This window comes from Streptomyces sp. NPDC056160, assembly GCF_042268205.1.
Classification (GTDB): Bacteria; Actinomycetota; Actinomycetes; order Streptomycetales; family Streptomycetaceae; genus Streptomyces.
The window spans coordinates 1-22,674 of sequence record NZ_JBHJUW010000144.1 but is presented as its reverse complement, the minus strand read 5'-3'; the positions used below and the strand labels follow the sequence as shown (position 1 = coordinate 22,674).

Genomic DNA, 22,674 nt, shown 5'->3' with positions numbered 1-22,674 from the left:
CGGTCAGCCGGCAGGCCGCTGTGGTCCCCAGCTGGCCCTGGACACCCGCGAACGCTTCGTCGACCAGGGGTGCGGCGGCGTGCTTCAGGCCGCGCTCTCGGAGAGCAGTTCCAAGAGCGCGTTGGCTTTTCCCATGACTTCCAGGGCCGCGTCCCGGCGGGCCAGGTCCTTCTCCAGCCGTGCGACCTTCTTGCGCAACCGCTCCAGCTCGGCCTGCTCGGCCGCCTTCTTCGGCCGCACCGCCGATGTCCGCCGGTCGGCCAGGGCATCCAGCGCGCCGGCCTCGCGTGCCTGGCGCCACTCGATGACGTGCGAGTGGTACAGCCGCTCACGCCGCAGGATCGCACCCTTCTCCCCGGCCGGGGCGGCGTCGTACTCGGCAACGATCCGCAGCTTGTACTCCGCGGAAAACGTCCGCCGCTTCGGCTTCGGCGCCGGATCGTCACCGGCGGGTATCGGGGTGGTGCTGGCCATGCTGAAGGGATCTCCTGTCTCGCCCATCCAGACTAACCCGATAAACCGGGTGTCTCAGCCGAGGCTGTCAGAGGGGCCCGCTCCTGCACCTCGGGGTCCGGCCTCGCTGGGCGCATCCGTGGCGTTGAGAACCTTCGCATACGCGCTACCGCGGGGTGGCGGGGAATCGTGTCCCTGCCCGCGCACGTGGCCGAACGCGACAGAATGCCTGGACACGGACCTGAAGCAGGGAGAGATGTTGACGACTGCGCGTCACGGCTGGCCCACCGATGAACGCACCGGCCGCACCGGCACGAGCGTGGCAGCCGTCCCACCGTCGCCGCTCAGCGCGCTCGACGCCAACGCCTGGTCCGAGCGCCTCAAGTCCGCGTGCGTGCACGACCGGTTGTCACGATCCGTGCGGGAAGAGGTGCTCCGTCGTACGGCGGCGGGACTGATGTCGCTGCGTGATCTGCGGATGGTCCTGCTCGTTGCCGGTGACCACGAGTCCTTCGTGCCGGTGCGGGAGACGGTGATGAGGGCGGTGGCGGCGAACCCGGAGACGGTCCGCCAACTCCTGCAGCTGCACGTCCAGCTCGAGATGTGGCCGCCGCTCGTCTTCACCGACACCCCCGGCGCCGCGCAGGCCCGGGTCGGCCTGCCCGGCCACGAGGTCACCGGCCCCGAACGCCGGGGCAAGACCAAGCAGCAGGCCCGCGACGCGGCCATGACCAGCCTGCTGGCCCACCTGGCCGGCGCCCCCGACCCGCTCGACGCCTCCTCGGCGCCGGCGCCGCGCACGAAGCGGCTGGGCTGCGGCGGACTGGGCGTGGACACCTTCGAGGTCCTGCTCGCCGAGGACATCACCGCGCCCGCGCCCCGTCCCCTCCTCCTGGACGACCTCCTCGGGCGCGCCGAGCACGGGCAGTACCAGCACCGCCACATGTACGCCCTGCTCTTCACCGCGGCCGGCCCGGGCTGGCAGCAGGCCCGCAGCGCGATGCTCGACGTCGTTGCCCAGCGCTCCGGATACGCGGCCGCGCTCCTGGCCATGCACGCCAGGAATCTTCAGCTCGAGCAGTTCTCCTACGACGAGACCCTCGACGAGGACGCCGAGCACCGGCACGTGATCGCTGCACGGTGCGAAGGCGGCGACGGCGAGGTCCGCGGCGCAGTACAGCGGGCCCGGAGCCGAAAAGCCGGCCGCCACTGCGCGGCGGTCAGCCTGCTGGCGGCGCTAACCGGACTGCCCGAGCCGGAGGTCCGCCTGCCTGACGAGCCCGAGCCGGACAAGCCGCCCGCGCAGCCCGCCGACGGTAGGGGAGCGGCCGACAAGCGGCGCACGAACGCGCTGATGGACCTCAACCAGCTGAAGCTCGACGACGTGATCACCAAGCCCGAGTGGACGTACGAGTCCATCGGCACCCCGCACAAGCCCCGCTTCCGCTGCACGGGAACGTGCGAGGTCCGCGGCACTCCTGTCCAGGCCGATGGACGGGGCGGGAGCAAGGCCATCGCCCGGCTGGACGCGGCCGACGCCCTGCTCCAGCTGATCCGCCAGAACCACGCGACGCCCGACGAAGCTCCCGACGAGGCCCCGGCGCCGTCCCTCACCGAGGTGGAAACCGCGAGCGGCCCGGAGGCGGTGGGGGAGGAGGCGCAGGTGCCTGCCCCGCCGGCGATGCCGGTGGTGCCCGTCCAGCGCACCGGAGAGCGTCCGTACCTCGATGCGGCCTCGGGGGTGGCCGAGGCCTTGGCGGCCGGCTGCGCCCTGACTCTGATCCGGCCCGTCCCCGGCCGCGCCACCTGTTTCCTGCTCTACCGGGACGACGGTACGGCGATGCCTCCCGCGCTCCTGCCGGCGCCGCTCGCGCAATCCGAGCACGAACTGGCGCTCGCCAGTGGCACCGCAGCCCGGCGCGCCCAGGTGGCCGGCTGGGCTCTGCCGCTCCCGCTCGCCGTCGACGCCCTGGTCGCTGCCGAGCGTCCCTTGGCCGGTGTGCACGCGTCGGCCACCGCGTGGGCGGGAGTGCTCCGCTTCGGACTTCAGCTCCTCGCCGACGGCCTGGCCCACCCGGCCGTCGGCAACGACGGCTCCGCTTTGTGGCGCCTGGGGCCGGTCACCGGCGCGGACCGTAGGACGCTGGAGGGCCTCGTCGCAGATCTCCCGGCCCACGCGCACTGCGAGGTCCTGCCCGCCGACGACCCGACGACGCTCCTCATCCCGCACGCCGCCGACGCCGTGGACACCGTCCTGACCACCCTGGCCGACACCTTCGTCGCCACACCGGGCGCGAGTGCGCTCTTCGGCACGCACCCCTTCACCACGCCCGCCCAGCCACTCCACCCCGACCTGCGCCAGTGGGCGGACGATCTCGAAGAAGCCGCCGACCCCGGGCCGGCGCCGCGGCTGCTCCTCGCCCTCGAGCCGCCCACCGAGGCCGATGCCGACGCCCAGCTGCTGCGCGCCACCCTCTTCGTGCACCTCGCCGACGACACCGACTCGCCAGTGCCGGCCAGGACGCTCTGGACGGAGCAGGCCCCCGGCACCGTCGTACTGCGCCGCCGCATCCAGCGCGCCCTGCGCCGGAGCGCCACCGTGTGGCCGGCCGCCGAGCGCCTCGCCGCGCAGCCGGAACCCGCCGGGATGCCGCTGCGTCTGCCTGAGGCAGCCCAGCTCGCCGAGCTCGGCGCCGACGGCGTGCCCGGACTCGACGTGCGCTGGCCGGCCGGCCTGGTCGACGCCCTCACTACCCGCACCGTGGTCGGCGCCCGCGCACCGGCCGGCGACATGCGCCTCGGCCTGGCCCAACTCCTCGACTTCTCCTGGCAGATCGCCCTGAACGGGCAGCCGCTGACCGAAGACGAGATGGACGCCCTGGCCGAGGCCGCCCGCCCCCTGCTGCGGCTGCGCGACACCTGGGTGCTGCTCGACCCGGCCACCGCCCGCCGCGCCGCCCACCGCCACCTCGACTCCCTCACCGGGATCGACGCCCTCGGCGCCGCGCTGTCCGGCACGATCACCGTCGACGGCCAGGCCTACCCGTGTGAGCCGGCCGGCGGCCTCGCCGACCTCATCACCGCCCTGCGCACCAACACCTCCGACACCGGCCTCGTCCCCGTCCCGGACGGACTGCGCGCCGAGCTGCGCGGCTACCAGCACCGCGGCCTGACCTGGCTGGCCCGCCTCACCGAACTCGGCTTCGGAGCGGTCCTCGCCGACGACATGGGCCTGGGCAAGACCCTCACCGCGATCGCCCTCATCCTCCACCGCCAGCGGATCGGGGCGCGCAAGCCCACCCTTGTCCTTGCCCGCGCGAGCCTGGTCACCAACTGGATCCGCGAACTGGCCAAGTTCGCCCCCGAGGTGCAGGCGATCGCCTACCACGGCCCGAACCGCACGCTCGCCGAGATCACCGGCACCACCGTGGTGGTGACCACCTACGGCGTCCTGCAACGCGACGCCGAACTCCTCGCCGCCACGCAGTGGGACATGGTCGTCGCCGACGAGGCGCAGAGCGTGAAGAACCCCGACAGCCTCGCCGCCCAGGCGCTGCGCACCCTGACCTGCGCCGTGCCGCTGGCCATGACCGGCACCCCGGTCGAGAACCGGCTCGAGGAACTCTGGGCGATCATGGACTGGGCCAACCCCGGCCTGCTCGGCACCCGCACCACCTTCCGCACCCGCCACGGCCGCGACGCCGAACGGGATACGACCGGCGAGAGCGCCCGTGCGCTCGGCCGCCTCATCAGCCCCTTCCTGCTACGCCGCCGCAAAAGCGATCCCGGCATCGCACCCGAACTCCCCGACAAGATCCACGCCCAGCGGATCGTCCAGCTCACCCCCGAACAGGCCGCCCTGTACGAGGCGGCGGTCCGCGAGAGCCTCGACGCGGTCCGCGCCTCCACGGGAATCGCCCGCCACGGCCTGGTGGTGAAGCTGATCACCGCATTGCGGCAGGTCTGCAACCACCCGGCCCACTATCTGAAGGAGTCCTTCGACCCGGATGCGGGCCCGGGCGCGTTCGCGGCCCGCTCGGCGAAGCTCGCCGCCCTGGACGAACTCCTCGACCAGATCAGTGCCCTGGGCGAATCCGCGCTGATCTTCAGCAGCTACGTGGAGATGGGCCGGCTCCTTAAGGCGCACCTGTCCGCGCGCGGGCGGCGAGCGGAGTTTCTGCACGGCGGTACGCCCGTCCGTACCCGCCAGCGCCTCGTCGACGCCTTCCAGGCCGGCGACACCCCCGTGCTGATCCTGTCCATCAAGGCCGCCGGCGTCGGGCTCAACCTCACCCGCGCCACCCACGTGATCCACTTCGACCAGCAGTGGAACCCCGCGATCGAGGACCAGGCCACCGACCGCGCGCACCGGATCGGGCAACACCGGCAGGTCTACGTACACCAGCTCCTCAACGACGCCACGCTCGAGGACCGCATCGCCGCCCTGCTCGTCCACAAGCGTGCTCTGAGCGACGCCGTCCTTGACGGCGGCGAGAAGGCGCTCGCCGACCTCGACGACCAGGAACTTGCCCAGCTCGTTTCCCTTGGGAGCCACCCGTGACCACCGCCGACCAGGCCCCGGCCTCCGCCACCCACGGCTGGACGGACGCCTGGCTCACCGCCTTCGAGGCCGCGGCCGCCGACCCGGTCATGCTCCTCACCGGCGAACGCCTGCTGGACAGAGCGGACATCGGCCAGGTCCACATCAACCCCGGCACCGCCAAAACAACCCTGACCATGCCGAACGCCTCCCGCCCCCACCAGCCCTGCGTGAGCGTCAGCCTGCTCCCCGGCCCCGAGTGGGAGCGCATCTACCGGGCGATCGCCGCCACCGGCGAACACGCCGACACCATCGCCGCCGGCCGCCTGCCCGACATCCTCACCACCTTCGCCGGCGCCGACATCCTCCGCATCGCGCCCGCGCCCGGCGACATCACCTTCACCTGCAGCTGCCGCCCCGACCCCGGCATCTGCCCGCACAGCGCCGCCGTCGGCTACCGCGTCGCCCAGCACGTACGCGCCAACCCCGGAGTCCTCCTCACCCTGCGCGGCGGCTCCATGAAGGAGCTGCGCACCCTGCTCCGGGCCCCCAAGCCCACCGATCCCGCGCCGGCTCCCGGAGCGGAACCGGCGCGGACCGGGATCGACGCGCACAATGCCTTCGGCCGGTTCACGGCCCGCCCCACCCACCCGCAGCCGGCCCGCGCCCGTACCACCCGGACGGTCCCGGCTCCACCGCTGGACGGTCTGCGGTCCGACCCGCCGGCCCCGGCACCCACCGCCCAGGCCCTGCGCCTGCTGGCCCGGAACGCCGCCGCACGGGCCCGCGACATCCTGGCCGGCCGTCCCGTTCCGGTCGGCGACGACCCCGTCCAGGACGCCGCCCGGCTGCTGGCCGACCCCGCCCACCGGGCCCACCTCGAACACGCCGCCGAGCAGCTGGGCCTGTCCACCCTCCAGATGCGCGACCTCGCCCTCGCCCACGAGTACGGCGGTGGGGCAGGCGTCGAAGCCGCACTGTGGCCCCTGACCGCGGACGCGGAGGTACTCGCGCACGCCGAGGCCGCGATCCAGCCTCACCGGCCGGCACCGCTGGCCTCTCTCGTCAGCCAGGACAACCAGCTCACCGACGCGGCCGCCCGTATCCAACTCCGCCTCGGCTCCGACGGCCTGTGGTATCCCTTCACCGACTGGCACGGCACCTGGCGGCCCGCCCCCGGCCCCTCGCGCAACCCCGCCACCGCCTACAAGGCAGCACGCCGCGCCCTGCGGGACCGGTAGCCGGATGTCGGCGGCCACGTGCGCGGCTCGCCAACTCCACCGGAACAGAGCGCTCTTCACGGCTGCAGCATGCTCGTAGTCACTGGGGGAACCGGGCGATCCGTCAACCGGCCTCCCCGGCAGAGCTCGCCCGTCGGCAACGGGAGCGGTCGGACATGGAACGGGCATAGAGTGCCGTATTTGTGGACGAACAGCAGGCAGGCACGCGGTGCCGGACGTGCGGCCGGGGTCCGGCAGATCAGTGGTTGAACGACGAGGGTCCGCTGTGCGACCCGTGCCTGGACGAGCGGATCGCAGCGGCGACGGGCATGCCACGGCTTCCTGCCGCCCCGGCCCCGGTGGAAGTAGTCGGAGGGGACGGCCGTCGGCATGTGCTGCGCTACCGGCTGTGGCGCGCGCCCACCGGGATCTCGGTGCGGCTGGTCGAAGAACGCGGGGACGCGGACGACGGGTTCGTGTTCGAGGTGCTCGGTGATCATGACGCAGACGTGGGCGAGCTGGCGGCGCGGGTGCGGGCCGAGGCCGAAGCGGAGATCGCCCGCTGCTTCCTGGAACCGGCCCCGCCGGGCGCGGGGTGGCGGCTGACCGGAGAGGACGTCGCGGGCCGGCTGATCGCGGATCCTGAGGGCGGCCCGGTCAGTGTCGTCATCGACGGCCGGACGCTGTCATGGGACGAGCTGGGCGAAACATTGGCCTCGTTCGAGGGCTGGCGCTTCCGCCTGGCCATCGACGCCTCCCTGACCGATGTGCGGTCGGATGCCGCCAAGGCGGAGTGGGGCGTGCAGGACGCTCCGGGCTGAGAAACTCACTGTCGCCGCTGACGGCGGAGACGCCGTAGTGCGTCCATGTTGCACAATTCAGCCGTTCTGTACCGGAAGATGGCGGTGAGTGAAGACGATGTCCCGCACGCGTTCGATAGCCGTCGGCGCGACGCGGGCCAAGACCTCCACGGCGCAGTGCCAACCGTCGGCCGCGAGAGCACTGGCCGTGAACTGCCGAGCCTTCTGAGCCATTTCCGCCGTGTCAGGCGGAATCTGCGTCAGGGCAAACGTCCGGAACGTCTCGGTGAAGGCCGTGCTGGTGGATGCCGAGACAGCGCAGAGACCTGCTGGCGCCCCTGCAAGGTACCCGGCCACGGAAGCGGGCCTCATGCGAAGGCGGCGGCGCGGTTTCTGAGTTCCTGCGCTGCGGGGTTGTTGGGGAGTCGGAGCAGGCGAACGGACATGTCCTGGAGGGCCGAGCGGATCCTGATCGAGCGGACGCCCTCCGCGCAGTCGAGGAAGCCGGCCCAGGTGGTGAGGGCGCTGTCTGTGTCTCCTTGGCGTAGGCGGACTCCCGCGAGGTCGGCTGTGACGATGGCGCGGGTGCGGCGGCGGTCGAGGCCGTGGATGTCGAGGGCGAGGAGAAGGTGTTCCTCGGCCGCGGTGAGGTCGCCGAGGCGGTTGAGGATCATGCCGGTTTCGTGGGCCCAGCGGCCGGGGGAGTAGTGGGCGGCCCAGGAGTCGGTGGGGCCGGGCTGGGGGCGGCCGATGGCGGATTCGGCGAGGGCGAGGTGCTGTGAGGCGAGGCGGCGGTCGTCGTCCTGGGCGGCCGCATTGGCCAGCGTGGCGTTGTAGTAGGCCACGGCGCGCGGGTTGTCGAGGTCGCGGCCGTAGGTGACGCAGGCCTCGCTGAGCTGGACGGCTTCGGCACGGTAGCCGAGGTCGATGCACTGGACCGCCAGGCCGCGAAGGGCGGTGGCTGCGAGTTCCCGGTCGCCGGCTTCGGCGGCAAGCCGGTAGGCGTGGGCGTAGTAGTGCTGGGCAAGGCCCTGGAGTTCGGGGGAGTCGCCTTCGTCCTGCGCCATCCAGCCGGCGAGGTGGGCGAGCTGGGAGGCGGCGGCGAACAGGTCCCCGCGGGTTGTCGCTGTGTAGGTGCCGTTCAGCCAGGGGGCGACGTCTTCGGTGAGGTAGCGCACGGCGAGGTGGCGGGCGTGGCCGCCGCCGAGCTCGGCGGCGGAGTCACCGAGGCTCCTCACCATGGTCTTGATGGCGGCGACTTCGCCGCGGCCGACGCGGACGGCGCCGGCGGGTGCGCTGTGGACACGGCGGGTGATGCTGTCGGGGTCGGGCAGGCCGAGGGCGGCGAGCGCGTAGCCGCTGGACGCGGTGAGGAACTTCCGGCGGTCCACCTCGAGATCGCTCCTTCCCAGCTGGACGAGTGAGGCCACCGTATCGGCGGGGGCCGGTGTGACGAGCGGTTCCGGGACGCGCCTGGCGTCGGGGTCGAGTGCGAGGACGCGAGCGACGTAGGGCCACCAGTAGGCGGGCGTGCGCTCGCCGGTCATCCACTTACGGGCGTACTGACGTTGTAATCGGTCCGGGCCGCTGCCCTCGGCCTGACCCACAGCACGCGCCAGCTGGCTCGGCCCCCAGCCGCGCTCGCGGCAGGCTGAACTGATCAGATGCGCGAGGTGCTGAGCGTGCGATGCAGGCGTCATCCCGTCACCCCGTCCCTGGACTACGCGGGACTACGGAGGACTACATCTTCCCCTCTTCCGAGGGCGCGCACGCAGAGCTTGACTGAACTCTCCCCTCCGCCCGAACAGCGGTACTACACAAGGATGTTGACACGCTCATGACCCGGCGTCCGGCGCGGGTGCTCGCGTGAGCCAGGCGGAGCGGGCCGCCCGCTTCAGTGCGGGCGGCCTAGCCCGATCAGCTGGTACTGGAGAGGAGTCACGGTGACCGCCCCTATGGTGATCTTGGACTGCTACACCGTCGAGCCCAGCGGCCTGGGCGTCCCGCCGTACCTGTCCGCATACGTGCGGCAGGCGTACGCGGCCCTGCGCCGGGCCCGGCCCGACGCCGAGGTGAAGTACGTGACGATCGACGACGTCCGCTGGTGCCTGGCCGGCGGCCGCCCCGCGGTGGAGCCGCCGCTGAGCGACCGGCTGACGTACTCGGCGACCGCCAACCGCGACAAGGCAGTGGAGCTGCTGCGAGACGCCGACATGGTCGTCGTAGTGGCAGGCGACAAGGTCCCCTCGGTGCACCTGCACGCCGTCAACGGCGGGCAGGACGACATCGCCCGCGCAATAGCCTGCGTCAGGGGCCGCCGCTTCCTGCTCGGCCCGATGGCCACCTGGACGCTTACGGAACCAGCCTCCTGGGCCGGGCTGTTCGACGCCGTCCACACCCACACCGTCACCTCCTCCACCCTGGCCCTGGGCAGCCGCACCCCCGCCCCCTACCAGCAGCTGGAGACGGACCGCGACTCGTTCGCCGACCTGATCAGCCAGATGCCATGGGCACCCGTCGCCGAGCTGGAGCTGTACCGCGGCTGCACCCGCAAGGCGTTCTGCCGGTTCTGCAACGAGCCGGCCAAGGCGCCGGCGGTCGCGCACCGGACGGTCGAGGACGTCCTGGCCGAGGCCGGACAGCTGTACGACGCGGGCGTACGGCACTTCCGGCTCGGCCAGCAGACCTGCTTCTTCTCCTACCAAGGACGCAGCGAGGACGCGATCAGGGCCCTGCTGGGCGGCATGCGTGAGCGCTGCCCGGACCTTCAGATGCTGCACATCGACAACGCCGACCCGCTCGCCGTCGCCGCGCCGGTCGGCAAGCGGATCGCGGCAGCGGTCGCCGAATTCTGCACCGAAGGCAACTGCGCCCCGATGGGGATCGAGTCGTTCGACCCTGCCGTGATCGAACGCAACACCCTGACCTGCAACGAGGACATCCTGCTGCGCGCCGTTGAGCACGTGAACGAGGCCGGCGCCGAACGTGGCCCGGGCGGGCTGCCCAAACTGCTGCCCGGCCTCAACCTCATCTACGGTCTGCCGGGCGAGACCCACGCCACGCACCTGGCCAACCTCACAGCCCTGCGGCGGATCTACGACACGGGACTGATGTGCCACCGCACCAACGTCCGCCTGGCCCGCGCGTTCCCGGGAACCCCGCTCGCGGAGGAAGAAACGAGCCTTCAGGGCCTGCCGTCTGCAGAGCACTTCGCGAGCTGGAAGGCCGACATCGAGCAGCTGTGGGACCGGCCGATGAAGGAACGCGTCTACCCGGCAGGTCTGGAGATTCCCGGCGTGCACGCCTACTTCGTCGACGAGCACGGCACCTGGTTCCGCCGCCTGGGCTCCTACGCGATCCAGATCATCGAGCCCGGCGCCGCCGTCCCGGTGGGAACCCCGGCCGACATCACCGTCACCGGGCACGCCCCGCGCGTCCTCTATGGCACCCATCGTGCCCGCTGACCCCGCGGCCACCGGTACGGCGGCGGGACGGCAGGGACAGCATGTGGGGGTGCTGCTGCCGTGGGCCAACGTGGCGGTGGAGGAGGAACTCCCGCAACTCGGCGAGCCGGGCGTGGTCTTCCACTACGCTCGGCTCGTGCCGGCCTCCCGCACGACCGCCGTCGACGACTCCTTCTGGCACGGGCTGCGGGCCGCCGCCACCGGCGCCGTTGACTCCCTGCGCCATCTGCCGCTGCAGGCCACCGTGCTGGCGTGCACCTCCGCCGGGTTCACCGGCGGGCCCGCACTGCCGCTGGGCGTGATCACCGCCTTCGACGCCCTCACCACCGCCCTGCACGAGCGCCGCCTGACCCGGATTGTGCTCGCCACCCCCTACCCGGAGCCGGTCACCCGCGCCGAAGCCGAAGCCCTTGCAGCGCACGGCATCGACGTCACCGCCCACGCCAGCCTCGGCCTGGACGACGGCTACCCCGGCATCACCACCGAGCAGATCTTCACCCTGTGCACCAGCCTGCTGCCGGCCGCGATGGCCGAGGCCGACGCCCTCGTCCTGTCGTGCACCGGCTGGCGCACCCTGGGCGCCGCGGCCGCCCTCCAGGAGCGGCTGGGCATCCCGGTGATCTCCTCGAACTCCGCCCTCGCCACCTACACTCCTCCGCCGGCTCCAGGAGCAGCGCCGTGACCGTCACCCGACCCAGCAAGCGCAGCGACGACCGCGTCCTCGCGTTCGTCACCCGCGCCGCCGCTCTCGACGACGTCCGCGCCGAGGTGGAGGCCAACCATGACCACAACCGCTGGTGGCCGCCCACCCTCACCGACCCGCGCATGCGGATGCTCGCGGCCGGCTGGTCCACCCGGATCAACTACCGCATGGTCGACACCTACGCGGCCGTCCTCGCCCGCGCCGACGCGATCGGTTTCGACGCTCTCACCGATCTCGACGACGACCAGGCCCGCGACCTGGTCGCCCCGCTCGGCCTGACCGAAGCGCGCCTGACCTACCTCTACTCCCTGGCCGACACCCTCGCCCGCTGGGACAAGGACGGCACCGACCCGGCCGCCTGGGACGCGGGGACGTTCATCGCCGCCTTCGCCCGCGAGGTGCGCGGGGCCTCCTACAAAGTCGCCCAGTGCGCCGCCCTGTACGCCCGCGGCTACCACTGCGGCATCATCCCCGTCGACTCCGGCATGGTCACCAAGCTCGCCCCCGCACTCGGCTTCACCCTCCCCTCCGGGCCCGCCGCCCACGAACACCTGCGCGCCCTGCTGGAACACGCGGTCGCCCGCCACACCGACGCCCTGCGCACCCTCGCCACCACCCAGAAGATCACTGCTCCGGCCGAGACGGCACCGACCTGGTGGACCCACCTGGTGCTGATCTACTTCAAACGCCTCTACCTCAACCGGCCACCCGCCCGCCTGTGCCCGCGCCGCCCCACCTGCCCCGCCCTGACCGACTGCGCACACACCCGGACCTGACCTTGGGGAGAGCCGCGATGCCGCGCACCATCGTGATCGGCAACATCTCCCTCGACCACATCCACCGCCCCCACCACCCGCCGGTCCGTCAACTCGGCGGCGCCGCCCTCCACCTGGCCGCCGCGGCGGCCCGCGCCGGCCTGCCGGCCGCGCCCGCCGCCGCCGTCGGAGACGACCTTGCCGGCCTGGCCGGCGACCCGCGCCTTCCCGCCCTGGACTGGAGTCTCCTCCACCACGCCCCCGAGCCGTCGGCCACCTTCACCATCCACTACGACGAAGCCGAAACCGTCACGGCCGTCACCACCGACTACGGCGCCGCCAGACACCTGACCAGCCACACCCTCCACCTGATCGACCGCCACCCCCAGGCCGTCTTCCACGTCAGCTGCCGCCACCCCCTGGACGTTCCCGCCGTACTCCACGCGCTGACCGAACACGGCCGCGTCTTCAGCCTGGACTTCCACCTCCCCAGCGCCCCCCAGCTCATCCCCGCGGCCGCCCCCTGGCTCCATCACGCGACAACGATCTTCGTCAACGCCCAGGAACACGCACTCCTGACCCGCCACACCGGCAGCCCGAGCCCCTGCCCGGAGACCGTCATCACCGACGGCCCCCGTCCCGCCCGTGTTCTCCTGCACGGCCACCTCCCACGATCCGCCGCTCCGGCCGCCGTGCCGACCGTCCGGCAGATCACCGGCGCCGGCGACACCCTCGCCGGCACCTACCTCGCCCACCGGGCCCGACATCTCCCACCGGCCGCTGCCCTCGACCGCGCCGTCCACGCCGCCACCCGCCACACGACCCGCCTCCCCCTGATCATCCCCGCACCACGCCGCGCACCGTCCTGACCCGCAGCAGGAGGCCGCCCGATGCACTACGTCGCCCACCGACTCTTCGCCGCACACGACCGCGCCCTCGCTGCCACCCTGGCCCACCAACTTGCCCTCAAGCTCGGCGAAGACCAGGTCTTTCTCCCCTTCTGCGACACCGACGAGGAAGACCTCGTCGCCGACACCAAGGGCCGACGGCTCTTCGAACTGGACCGCGACCGCCTGCGCCGCATCCGCGCCCTCGTCGCCATCGTCCACGGACCCAGCCCGGACGACGGTGTGTGCATGGAGGTCGGCTACGCCGCCGCCCTCGGCGCCCCCGTGATCCTCCTGACCACCGACTTCCAGGACTACTCCACCACCCTCCACAGCCCCCACACCGTGTTCCCCGACCCCCTTCTGGACGCCCTCGCCACCCACATCGTCCGCGTCCCCCGGCTCGGCACCCCCACGAAGCAACCGGCCGCCACCCGCTTCGCCGACTTCGCCGCCCGCAACCACGCCCAGACCGAGCACGCGGTCCAGGCCTGCGTCGACGCCGTCCTGCGACTCCCCGCCCGGCCTGACGCACCGCCCCGCTCATCGCGGGACGACGCCCGCACCGTGTTCGCCGAACCCAGCCCCTACGCCTCGCCGCACGCCCCGTTTCCCGGACTGACTGCCGCCACAGGCCACGCAGTCCGCGTCCCGGCCCGCTTCGCGGCCGCCGACCCCATCACGGCCGCACGCCACGACTGGACCTCTGCTCTCCGCTCCACCCGCATCGTTGTCGACGCCTCCGGCCCCGAAACCCCGCCCGGAGCCGCCCTCCTCATCGGGGCGGCCTGCGCCACAGGCCAGCCGGTCGCCATGTATCTGCCACACGCCGCCTACACCCACGCAGCAGGCCGCGAGCCCAACCACCGCAACCTCATGATCCAGTACAGCGTCAACGCCGCCCTCCACACCCCGGGTGAGGTGACCGCGTGGATCGGCGGGTAACCCTTCAGGAGATCACCCGACACCGCACGGTCGTCCTCGAAGGCGGCGACGGCGTCGGCAAGAGCACACTGGCCGAACTCCTCGTCACCCAGCACGCCTTCACCACCGTCCACTCACCCCGCACGCCCGACCACCAGGACCTGACCAGCCGCTACCGCGGACTCCTCGCCCGGCCCGGCCGACTCGTCCTGGACCGCAGCTTCGTCAGCGAACTCGTCTACGGCCCCCTCTACCGCGACCGCTCCCGCCTCACCTGGGACCAGGCACTGGAACTGGCCGGCCTCGTCACCACCCGCGACGGCGTCTTCCTGCACCTCACCGCCCCCGCCCGCACCGTGCAAAGCCGCCTCGCGGCCCGCGACGGCCAAGCCCCCGACCTGGACGCCATCGCCGAACTCGCGCGCGCCTACGAGCACGTCTTCCGGATCCTGGCCCGCCACGCGCCGGTTCTCACCTACGACACCGCACCACAAGCCGGCCACCCCACCAGCTGACACCTGCCCCGTTCGGGCCTCTCCGGCGCCCGCGCCTCGTTACTGTTCCCCGGGAAACTGCACCACACCGTCAAGGGGAACCGCCGTGGACATCGCCGAAGCCCAGAAGCTCGCCTGGAAAAACAAGCTCGACAAAGGGTTCAACATCACCGATATCGCACTGGAGTACGGACTGGCCGCAGCCGAAGTCGGCGAGGCATTCACGGCATGGCGCAAGGGCCTGCCCGACCAGGACGAAGAACTCGCCGACGTCTTCCTCTACTTGACGGCGATCGCGGAGATGCAGGGGCTCGATCTCGACGCCGCCGTCAGGCGGAAGATCGAGAAGAACGCACGTCGTGAATACACCCCAGGCACCAACGGAACCCTGGTACGGACCAGTCAGGACTAACGAACCCAAACCGTTGGCTCAGCCCTCATAGCCGGCCTCGTGTGGTGAATCCAGCAGCGGCAGCCCAGCGAGAGGTGTGCCCGGGCCGGAACCGGCCCGGGCACACCCGCGGTCAGGAGGTGAAGGTCAGCGATCTTGAGCGAGTGCGTACAACTCGCCTACGAGGCTGCCTTCCGTCGCGATCAGCTGGTCGAAGGTGCCCTGCTCCCGGATCCGGCCGCCCTCCAGCGCGATGACCCAGTCGGCGAGGCGCACGTTGTCGAGCCGGTGCGTGACAACCAAGGTGATCCGATCTTCCTTGCTCTTCCGGAGCTGGTGGAAGACGGCATGTTCACCGCGTGGGTCCATTTCGCTGGTCGGCTCGTCGAGGATGAGGACGACGGGTTGCCGGTGCAGGGCTCTGGCGCAGGCGATGCGCTGCCACTGCCCGCCGGACAGTTCATGTCCGCCCCACACCGATCGTGCCAGCAGGGTGTCGAGCCGGTCGGGGAGAGCGCGCAGCACGTCGCCCATGCCGACGCGGTCGGCGGCTTCCCAGACCTGTTCGTCGCCGTGCTCGCGGGGCTGGCCCAGGGTGATGTTCTCGCGGGCGGCCAGGGGCCAGCGGCCGTACCGTTGCGGGACGAGGCCGACGTGCCGCCAGACCGATTCGGCGTCGGCGGTGGCCAGGTCGGTGTCGTCCCACAGAACCCTGCCGCCGTGGTCCGCCACGGTCAGGCCGGCCAGCAGCCGTACGAGCGTGGACTTGCCGGCGCCGTTCTCGCCCACGAGCGCGATCACCATTCCCCGGCGCAGGGTGAGGGAGACGGAGTGCAGTGCCGGCTTGTCCTCGCCGGGGTAGGTGTACGAGGCGTCCTCCAGGGTCACTTCCTGCGGGGCGTCGGCCTGGGTGTCGCCGCGTTTGGCCGTCATGGACTGGTAGGCGGCGATGAACGCGTAGTAGTCGTGCAGATAGAGGCCGTGGTGGAACATGACCGCGGAGTACCTGACCAGACTGTTCAGGGCGCGTCCGGAGGTCTGGGAGGCGACGATCGCCGTCCCGGCGGCCGCCGTGCTCATCGCGCCGGCCAGGACCAGTCCCGCGAGCGAGACCCACATGCCCACCGTGAACAGTCCGGAGAGAGAGGCGGCGAGCAGGGTCACCAGCAAGTACGGCCGGGAGCCATCGAGTTCACGCTGGACGACCCGGTCACACATCGTGCGGTACCAGTAATACAGGTACGGACGCATCGTGTTGGCGCGCAGCTCGTCGGCGAGTTCGCTGGTCGTCAGCCACCACCGCATCATCGACCGGACATTTCTGGCCGACAGGGTGCGGTCGTGGACCCGGTAGTCGATCCGGGCGGCGATCACGCCACCGAGACCGCGGGGGACGACAGACAACACCAGGACGACGAGTAGCAGCGGATGGAGGCTGGTGAGGACGCTCGCGGCGGAGACGAGCTGGACGAGCCCCTGGGTGAGGGTCTTGGCGTCGTCGGCGAGGTCGACGGCGCGCATGGACCCGATCTCGGCGGCCTGGCTCGCTTCCTTGAATCCTGCCTGGTCGTAGGCGGACAGCTCGACCCGCATGTGCAGGTCGATCATGGTCAGGTCCGCTGCGGCGGCGATCTGCGGATTGAGCCGACGGGTGGCCCAGTCCGCCAGGATCCACGCCGCGGCACCGCCGGCCATCGCCACCACCGCGGTCGACAGCGCCGGCCACGCCGCGTTCAGCCCGGCGCGCGGGTCGCCGGCGCCGAGCAGCGGGCCCAGGGCGTGGGAGACGGACGTCAGCATGACGAACGTGCCGACGCCGGAGAGCAGTTGGCACACCATGATGGTGATGACCATGCGCCGGTCCACCGACCAGGCCAGCTGGGCGGTCTGTGCCAGGGCCTGCGGGATGCGGCGGGCCATCTCCCACAGCGTGGCGTCCTCCATCGCCAGCCGGTGGGGGCGGCCCTTGAAGTCGAGCTCCGGCGGCGCGGACGGTTGCGGAACCCCCGTCCGGGCTGCGGGAACGGACGCTGACGCGTCGGACGTATCCGCCTCGCCTGTTTCCGTGGTGGCCGCCTGCTCGTGTGGTGCCGTCATGCGAAGACCCCCTCGGCGAGCCGGTCCAGGGTGCGCTGGCCGCGCGCAGTGACATGGGGGTCGTTGAGCTTCGGACCCCAGACCAGGCAGCTCACCGAGTCCAGTGCCGCCAGGCACTTCAGCGCGTGCTGCTCTTCGGGCGTGAGGTCGCGTCCGTAACCCTGGAGGCACGCGGCCCGCAGGTCGGGCCGATCCGCCCAGGTGGTGCAGGCCATCAGGACAAAGTCCTGCACCACGGCCGCGAACCGGGCTCTCTCGAAGTCGACCCACCCGGCCTGTCCCAGGTCCTTCGACCACAAAAGGTTGCGGTCCCAGGCGTCTCCGTGGATGAAGGCGAGCGGCAGCGGCGGAAGGCCGCGAAGCTGCTCGGCCAGGTCGCGCACCAGCTTCTGCTCCACCGGAGTCACCCGGTCCCCTGCCTCCCGCAGGTGCTTTTCGGCGCCGTCCGCTGCGGAGCGCAGCGCCTGTTCGGCCTCGGCACGCCGGGGGCCGGACAGGTCACCGGCCGCGTGGAGGCGGGCCAGCAGAGCGCCGCCTTGCCGGTGGGCTCGAGCTTGTTCGGCGGGCGTCAGCGTGAGCTGCTTGAGCGGCCGTCCCGGGACCGCGGTCAGGAGCAGGGCCAGGTGTTCCGCGCTTGAGGCGCGCAGTTGCGGCGCGCGGCCGGCGCCGAGTGCCGGGACCGCATGGCGCAGGGCGAGGGTCTCGCGCTCGTACATCAACGGGCGCGGTGACACCTTCAGGTAGAAGCGGACGTCGCCGGGCAGGGAGAGCCGCCAGACACGGGAGTTCTCACGCGGGTGTGAGGCGTCCTGTACGGACGGCCGGGCGCCGATTGCCCTGCCGGCCCACGCGAGCAGAGCGGGGGAGGGGGTTTTCGGGTCGGTCATGCCCCCCACCCCGATGACGGTCGTGATGCGGAAGCGAACAGGGCGCGACGCACGTCGACCGGACGCCGAAACGCGGTGGCCTCAACGGCCTGAGCGGGGGGATTCTCGAACACGGGGTGAAGGACGGTAAGCACGCGGACGGGATTCACGGAATCTCCTCGGTAGCGGGGGATCAGGCAGAGCACCCGGACAACGCCCCTGATCACGGGCGCGATGCGGGCAGCCTCGGGCGACTGGTCGAGTGCAAGTTCGATGCCGGGTGCAGTGGGCAAGAGCTGCCGGTCTGAGCGCTGGCGCCTGCCCGTTCGATTCACCCCTCAGGGCGACAGCGGCACGTCTGGAGCCCGATCGGGGGATTGCACGACGGCGTCGACGGCACTGGTCTCCTTCGGCGGGGCGTGGATGTGCTCTGCGGAAGGCACCTTCGCCCACACCACTGACAATCAGCGGCGGCCTACGCAGTGATCCGGACAATCCGAGCCGGCGGTGCGGCCCGGGCCGACCGCGCGGGTGCGGGCCGGTGACCTGGGGGGAAGCCGGAAGAAAGGATTCTCGAACTATCCAGGCACGGCCCGGAATTGGGCGCCCGCCAATGTGGCTTGAAGTGCCGTCTGACCGGGGAGCCGACCGGAGCGGCACACCGGTGAATGGGCCCGCCTGCGGCTACCATCAGCACCTTCGAGGCCGGATTCCGCGCCGCTGGCGTTCGCGCACTGCGTGCCGCACCCAGGAGATACATCGGCCCGTTCGACGCTTCGGCTTGCGGCAACCCCGTGGCGCCGCGCACCCGCACTCAGCGGCTCGCGGTGCGGTGACGAGGAGAGACATGACCATGCCCGCTCCGCACGTTCAAGACGTCGTGACGACCCGCCTGGGAGATGTATCAGCGATCGCAACCCCCGCTGAGGAATCCGAAGAACGCACTGGCGGATGCCTCTGCGGCCGGATCCGCTTCACCGTCAAGGGCAAGGCCGTCTTCCCCCACACCTGTGCCTGCACGCACTGCCAAAAACTCGGCGGTGCGCCCCTGATGTGGTGGGCCGGCTTTCCGATGGACGGCGTCACCTGGACCGGCGCGGGTGGCGAGCCGACGTGGTTCGAGACGTTCGAGGGTGAGTCGAAGCGCGGCTTCTGCCCCGACTGCGGAAGCCGCCTCGCGGCGATCGACAGTGACATCCCAGAACTCGGCATCAACGTCACGGCCCTGGACGACACCAGCGGTACCGACCTCGTACCGGTGAACCAGAGTTTCCGCGACAACGCGGTGCACTGGCTGCCCCCGATCCCGGACGCCCAACGCAGCCCCGTCGCCTGAGGGAGACGCGCTTGCCGTGGCGGACCGAGGTGTCAAGGTCGTCGGCCTCGACATCCCCCCGCGATGCTGGAGGAACTCCACCGCGGCGACCGGCACGTGGAGACACGTGTCGGCGACATGGCTGACGGCCATGTCGCCGAGGAGTGGCCCTGAAGGTCAGGTCGTCAGCTGATGGGGATCGCTTGGGACAGGGGCGGGCGAGAGGCGAGTGAAGTGCTCGGTGGAGATGATCGTGCGGCGGATGTCTTCGGGCAGGCGTGCGAGCAGGCCGGGCAGGGAGCGCTCGCGTGCGACTTCTCCGCGGTGCGCGGTGATCGCGCGCCACTTCTGTTCCGCCCACGGCGTCACGTCGACGGTCGTGGTCACGTACTCGTCCGGGAGGGAGAGCACGGTCTTGCCGACGCCGGTCAGGAGTGGTCCCAGCTCGCCGATCCCGGAGTGCGGGTGGGTGGCCGCGTAGAAGGCGCGGATCTGCCAGGGCGCGCCGGCCTCCGGGTAGAGGTGCGCGAGCCTGGCGGCCTCCACCGCGAGCAGCGTCACCCGGTGTGTGGGGCGGTGGTCCGGGTGGCCGGTCAGCTGGCCGATGGCGTGATGGGTGACCACGATGTCGGGACGGAGCTCCCGCAGCTGCACAACCAGTTGGCCGATGACCTCGTCCAGCGGCGCGTCGCAGAGCCGAGCGTGCCCAGGCGCCGACGAGTCGTTGCGGGCATCGCCGTACCCGAGCATCCGCGCTCGGCCGGCACCCAGGACGGCCAGTGCCTCAGCGAGATCGTCCGCCCGGATACTGTCCGGCGCCCACGTGGTGGTGACGACCCCCGTGCGTGCGCCTGCGACGGCACGTTGGGCGAGGACCCCTCCTGCGAGGAGGCTTTCGTCGTCCGGGTGAGCGAAGACGCCGAGCAGTGACGGTACGGACGGCGAAGCGGATGTGATCACGGATGGTGCACCTTGTCACGGTGGATTGGTGGACAGGGTCGCCGAGGCGCCCTGGGTGGGAGTCGGTGATCCGCTGGAGCATTGAGAGACGCGCCGCCCAGCACGAGCCGACCTCCAGCCCGTGGTTGTACAGCGTGAGGTCGCGGTTGACCGTGTCCTCGCCCGCCACCACCGGTGTCGAGGATGCGGACGTACGGGGGAGTAGCTCATTGGAAGCCGTCACGATCGGCCTCCTTCGGCCTCGTCCAGGTGGTTCCGTACTCGTCCGAGGTGCGATGCTCGACGCGGCGTCGACCGGCCATTGCTCATGCTGGCTCCGTCGGAGCCGGGACCGCTGCGGGACCGCGGGAAAGGAACTTCGCCGACTTGGCGGCCAGCTGCCGGTCGAGGTACTGCGGCGCGTCGTCCGGGCGCATACGGGCCAGGGCGACCAGGGCGGTGATGGCTACATCCGCGACTTCCGCATGAGCTTCGTCCCAGGATGCTGACTCTTTGCGGGGGTTGGTGCCGCGGGCTCCGATCACCGCTTGGGATGCTTCCCCGGTCTCCTCGGCAATCTTGAGGACTTGCAGGCTCCACTGCTCCTCTTGACCCAGGCCGAGCGCCGTATCGTGTTCGTTGAAGCGGCGGGCGAGTTGATCGATGGTAGTCCAGGCGTTGCCGTTCACGGTGTGGTGTCTCCTTCAAGGGGTGCGGGTCGGGGCGCCGAGGTGGTCGAGTGCGGCGGTGAGGGTCCGTTCTCCTCACCGGCTGGTGTGGTGATTCGCTTTTGCTGTGGTGCTCGGGGTTGGTGCCGGTCAGGTCCCGTGCGTGGTCGCGTGCGCTGAGGACGGTAATCGGGTCATCCGCATCAGTGCGGGGTCGCTTGTGAAACCGAGCGCGGCGTACAGCGGGGCGGAGTCGTTGGACGCATGCAGCTCGTACAGCGTCACGCCGTCCCCTTCCAGGTGCGCGAGCAGCGCGGTCAACGCGGCCTTGGCATAGCCGCGGCGGCGGTAGCCGGGAACGGTGGCGACCGCCTGGATCCGCGCGGCCAGCCCCTTGGGGTACCGGGGAGCGGGGAGCACGAAATCGATCAGGGCGAGAGCACAGGACGCGAGCCCGCCCTCCGGAGCGTCGATGACGTAGGCCCGGGCGTCCCCGCCCGGGACCAGGCGCGCGGCGAGGTGGTCGCGGCAGATGGCCAGCCAGTCCCCGTCCAGCGGATCGGAGAGGATGAGCTCGGATCTCAGACGGGCGATCTCGCCCGCATCGGCCGGGACGGCGAGGCGCGGCGCTCCTCCCTTGCGGGGGCCCGGCACCGTGGCCTGTCCGGTCGCGTGACCATCGGCGACGAGGAGAACCTGCCCTGGGTCATCCCTCCTCTCAGGGCGGTGGTCGCGGCCGAGGAGGGCGGTGCGCTGTGCCGCGTGCCGGAGCACCAGGTCGCGTGTTGCCGGGCTCAGCCGCAGCCGGTGCAGCATCTCGGGCGCGAACCAGTGCAACAGGACGCCCTCGGTGACGTGCAGGCGGTCGGGGTCGCCGTTCCATCGGCCGGCGAACACCTGGATCAGTACGCACAGGCCGTCGGTGCCGGTGGCCCTCTCCACGGCGAACGGCTCAAGGACCGGAATCACAAGATTGGGGAACTCCTCGCCGAGTTCGCGCCGGACCGTGTCCTTGAGCGTCACGTCGGCCGGCTCGCTGCCGCCGCCCGGCAAGGCAAATGACCCTGGCTCCCAGATATCTGGGAGGTTGTCGCGCAGGTGAAGCAGGTACCGGCCCGCGTCGTCGAAGAGCAGCGCCGAGGCGTTCACCGGCTGCGGCTGGCCCTCGAGCCCCGACGCCAGCAGCTTGGTGCGCAGCGTCGGCGAGCTGACCTCGGTGAAGGGACGCCACTGGGCACCCGCGATCTCCTCGTCCTGCAGTACGAGATCGGGCTCCTCCTCGGCCAGATAGAACGCGAACCTGAGGTCGTAGTGCCGGTGCGCCGGCTCCCCTTCTTCCGGGCGGGCGTCGATGTCGTGATAGTCGATATCGACCGGGATGCCGAGGAGCGGCGTCAGGCACAGGTCACCGGCCTTGATCCCGGTCTCCTCGCCGACCTCGCGCACGGCGGCCGCGAGCAGGGTGCGATCCGTCGGCTCCACATGGCCACCGGGGACGAGGACCAGACCGCTCGCCCTATGGAGGATGTGCAGCACCCGCCGGTCGCGGTTGACCACGACGGCGCTGCACGTGATGTGCGCGGGCATGGTCGTACGGCATGTTGGATCGCCCGCTGCGTCAAGAACCGCCAGCAGGGCGTCCACGACGGCGTGCTCGGCGGGATGGCGCAGCAGATACGCCTGGACGAGAGCGCGGATGTCGGACAGAGCGGGCGGCATGTCAGCACCTCTCGGAAATCGGTGAACAAGGAGCGGGGAGCTTTCGGCGTGCGAGGCGGCGGCCGGGACCTCTCGGCCTCCAGCCGGGAGACCATGGCCTCCCGGGCCGCGACCGAGCCACGGACGACGGAGGCCGTCGCGGGCTGGGGCGAGGAGGGATCGACTGGGTCGGTGCCAGGGGCTGAGTGCAAACGGGTCTCCCTTTCCGGTCGCGCGAGAGTTCGAGGGTGTCTGGCTCAACGATGCTGAAGGCTCTTCGAACGCACGTTTTTCAGACGTGCTGAGATCCGCCTGACGACGGGGGACGCAGGGCGGGGGGATGCAACGACCCGTACTCCGCAGGGTGAACCGTTCCGAGTTCGGTAGGGACTCGATCATTTGAGAGGATCGAGTTATGGCACGTCCTTCCCCTTACCCGTTTGAGCTGCGCCGTCGTGCG

General features: G+C 71.3%; 18 protein-coding genes. 11 read left to right on the top strand and 7 right to left on the bottom strand.

All coding sequences use genetic code 11. The features are described 5' to 3' along the window. Window positions 1-84 precede the first annotated feature (84 nt). Window positions 85-474: a hypothetical protein gene (locus ACFC02_RS35050; RefSeq protein WP_376366026.1), complete on the bottom strand. Its 390-nt coding sequence runs from the start codon at window positions 472-474 to the stop codon at window positions 85-87. 238 nt (window positions 475-712) lie between these two features. Here ACFC02_RS35050 and ACFC02_RS35045 point away from each other — a divergent pair, with 238 nt between their 5' ends. From ACFC02_RS35045 to ACFC02_RS35035, 3 genes are all read left to right on the top strand, one after another. Then, the gene (locus ACFC02_RS35045) at window positions 713-5,014 is read left to right on the top strand and encodes an SNF2-related protein (protein ID WP_376366024.1); all 4,302 of its coding nucleotides are present in this window, start codon (window positions 713-715) and stop codon (window positions 5,012-5,014) included. Next, a complete protein-coding gene (locus ACFC02_RS35040) occupies window positions 5,011-6,234 on the top strand; it encodes a hypothetical protein (RefSeq protein ID WP_376366022.1) in 1,224 nt (407 codons plus the stop codon). Before ACFC02_RS35045 ends, ACFC02_RS35040 begins: the two co-directional genes overlap by 4 nt. A gap of 245 nt (window positions 6,235-6,479) precedes the next feature. Then, window positions 6,480-7,034: a hypothetical protein gene (locus ACFC02_RS35035; protein WP_376366020.1), complete on the top strand. Its 555-nt coding sequence runs from the start codon at window positions 6,480-6,482 to the stop codon at window positions 7,032-7,034. A 347-nt stretch (window positions 7,035-7,381) separates the two neighbouring features. On the opposite strand, the gene ACFC02_RS35030 is transcribed toward ACFC02_RS35035, so the two are convergent. Next, the gene (locus tag ACFC02_RS35030) at window positions 7,382-8,713 is read right to left on the bottom strand and encodes a tetratricopeptide repeat protein (RefSeq protein WP_376366018.1); all 1,332 of its coding nucleotides are present in this window, start codon (window positions 8,711-8,713) and stop codon (window positions 7,382-7,384) included. Between the two features lie 243 nt (window positions 8,714-8,956). Here ACFC02_RS35030 and ACFC02_RS35025 point away from each other — a divergent pair, with 243 nt between their 5' ends. From ACFC02_RS35025 to ACFC02_RS34995, 7 genes are all read left to right on the top strand, one after another. Continuing rightward, a complete protein-coding gene (locus ACFC02_RS35025; RefSeq protein ID WP_376366016.1) occupies window positions 8,957-10,477 on the top strand; it encodes a radical SAM protein in 1,521 nt (506 codons plus the stop codon). Next, entirely contained in the window at window positions 10,467-11,159 is a 693-nt protein-coding gene (locus ACFC02_RS35020) for a hypothetical protein (protein ID WP_376366014.1), read from the top strand. The genes ACFC02_RS35025 and ACFC02_RS35020 overlap by 11 nt, the downstream gene beginning before the upstream one ends. After that, window positions 11,156-11,956, top strand: a complete 801-nt coding sequence (locus ACFC02_RS35015; RefSeq protein WP_376366012.1) for a hypothetical protein — start codon at window positions 11,156-11,158, stop codon at window positions 11,954-11,956. The genes ACFC02_RS35020 and ACFC02_RS35015 overlap by 4 nt, the downstream gene beginning before the upstream one ends. 17 nt (window positions 11,957-11,973) lie before the next feature. Next, the gene (locus ACFC02_RS35010; protein WP_376366010.1) at window positions 11,974-12,804 is read left to right on the top strand and encodes a carbohydrate kinase family protein; all 831 of its coding nucleotides are present in this window, start codon (window positions 11,974-11,976) and stop codon (window positions 12,802-12,804) included. Window positions 12,805-12,825: 21 nt separating this feature from the next. Beyond that, window positions 12,826-13,767 (top strand): nucleoside 2-deoxyribosyltransferase, encoded by a 942-nt coding sequence (locus ACFC02_RS35005; protein ID WP_376366008.1) that lies wholly within the window; start codon window positions 12,826-12,828, stop codon window positions 13,765-13,767. Beyond that, window positions 13,752-14,261: a hypothetical protein gene (locus tag ACFC02_RS35000; RefSeq protein WP_376366006.1), complete on the top strand. Its 510-nt coding sequence runs from the start codon at window positions 13,752-13,754 to the stop codon at window positions 14,259-14,261. The genes ACFC02_RS35005 and ACFC02_RS35000 overlap by 16 nt, the downstream gene beginning before the upstream one ends. An 85-nt stretch (window positions 14,262-14,346) precedes the next feature. Beyond that, window positions 14,347-14,652, top strand: coding sequence for a MazG nucleotide pyrophosphohydrolase domain-containing protein (locus tag ACFC02_RS34995; protein WP_376366004.1), 306 nt, complete (start codon window positions 14,347-14,349; stop codon window positions 14,650-14,652). 126 nt (window positions 14,653-14,778) lie between these two features. On the opposite strand, the gene ACFC02_RS34990 is transcribed toward ACFC02_RS34995, so the two are convergent. Both ACFC02_RS34990 and ACFC02_RS34985 read right to left on the bottom strand, forming a co-directional pair. Further along, window positions 14,779-16,728, bottom strand: coding sequence for an ATP-binding cassette domain-containing protein (locus ACFC02_RS34990; protein WP_376366002.1), 1,950 nt, complete (start codon window positions 16,726-16,728; stop codon window positions 14,779-14,781). Further along, window positions 16,725-17,615 (bottom strand): phosphotransferase enzyme family protein, encoded by an 891-nt coding sequence (locus tag ACFC02_RS34985; protein WP_376366000.1) that lies wholly within the window; start codon window positions 17,613-17,615, stop codon window positions 16,725-16,727. The genes ACFC02_RS34990 and ACFC02_RS34985 overlap by 4 nt, the downstream gene beginning before the upstream one ends. An 826-nt stretch (window positions 17,616-18,441) precedes the next feature. Between ACFC02_RS34985 and ACFC02_RS34980 the strand changes: the two genes are divergently transcribed. Beyond that, the gene (locus tag ACFC02_RS34980; protein WP_376365998.1) at window positions 18,442-18,930 is read left to right on the top strand and encodes a GFA family protein; all 489 of its coding nucleotides are present in this window, start codon (window positions 18,442-18,444) and stop codon (window positions 18,928-18,930) included. A 156-nt stretch (window positions 18,931-19,086) separates the two neighbouring features. Here ACFC02_RS34980 and ACFC02_RS34975 read toward each other — a convergent pair whose 3' ends face one another. From ACFC02_RS34975 to ACFC02_RS34965, 3 genes are all read right to left on the bottom strand, one after another. After that, window positions 19,087-19,869 (bottom strand): PIG-L deacetylase family protein, encoded by a 783-nt coding sequence (locus ACFC02_RS34975; protein WP_376365996.1) that lies wholly within the window; start codon window positions 19,867-19,869, stop codon window positions 19,087-19,089. Between the two features lie 305 nt (window positions 19,870-20,174). Beyond that, a complete protein-coding gene (locus tag ACFC02_RS34970; protein ID WP_376365994.1) occupies window positions 20,175-20,537 on the bottom strand; it encodes a MazG-like family protein in 363 nt (120 codons plus the stop codon). A gap of 129 nt (window positions 20,538-20,666) precedes the next feature. Then, entirely contained in the window at window positions 20,667-22,235 is a 1,569-nt protein-coding gene (locus ACFC02_RS34965; protein WP_376365992.1) for a GNAT family N-acetyltransferase, read from the bottom strand. Window positions 22,236-22,674: the final 439 nt, after the last annotated feature.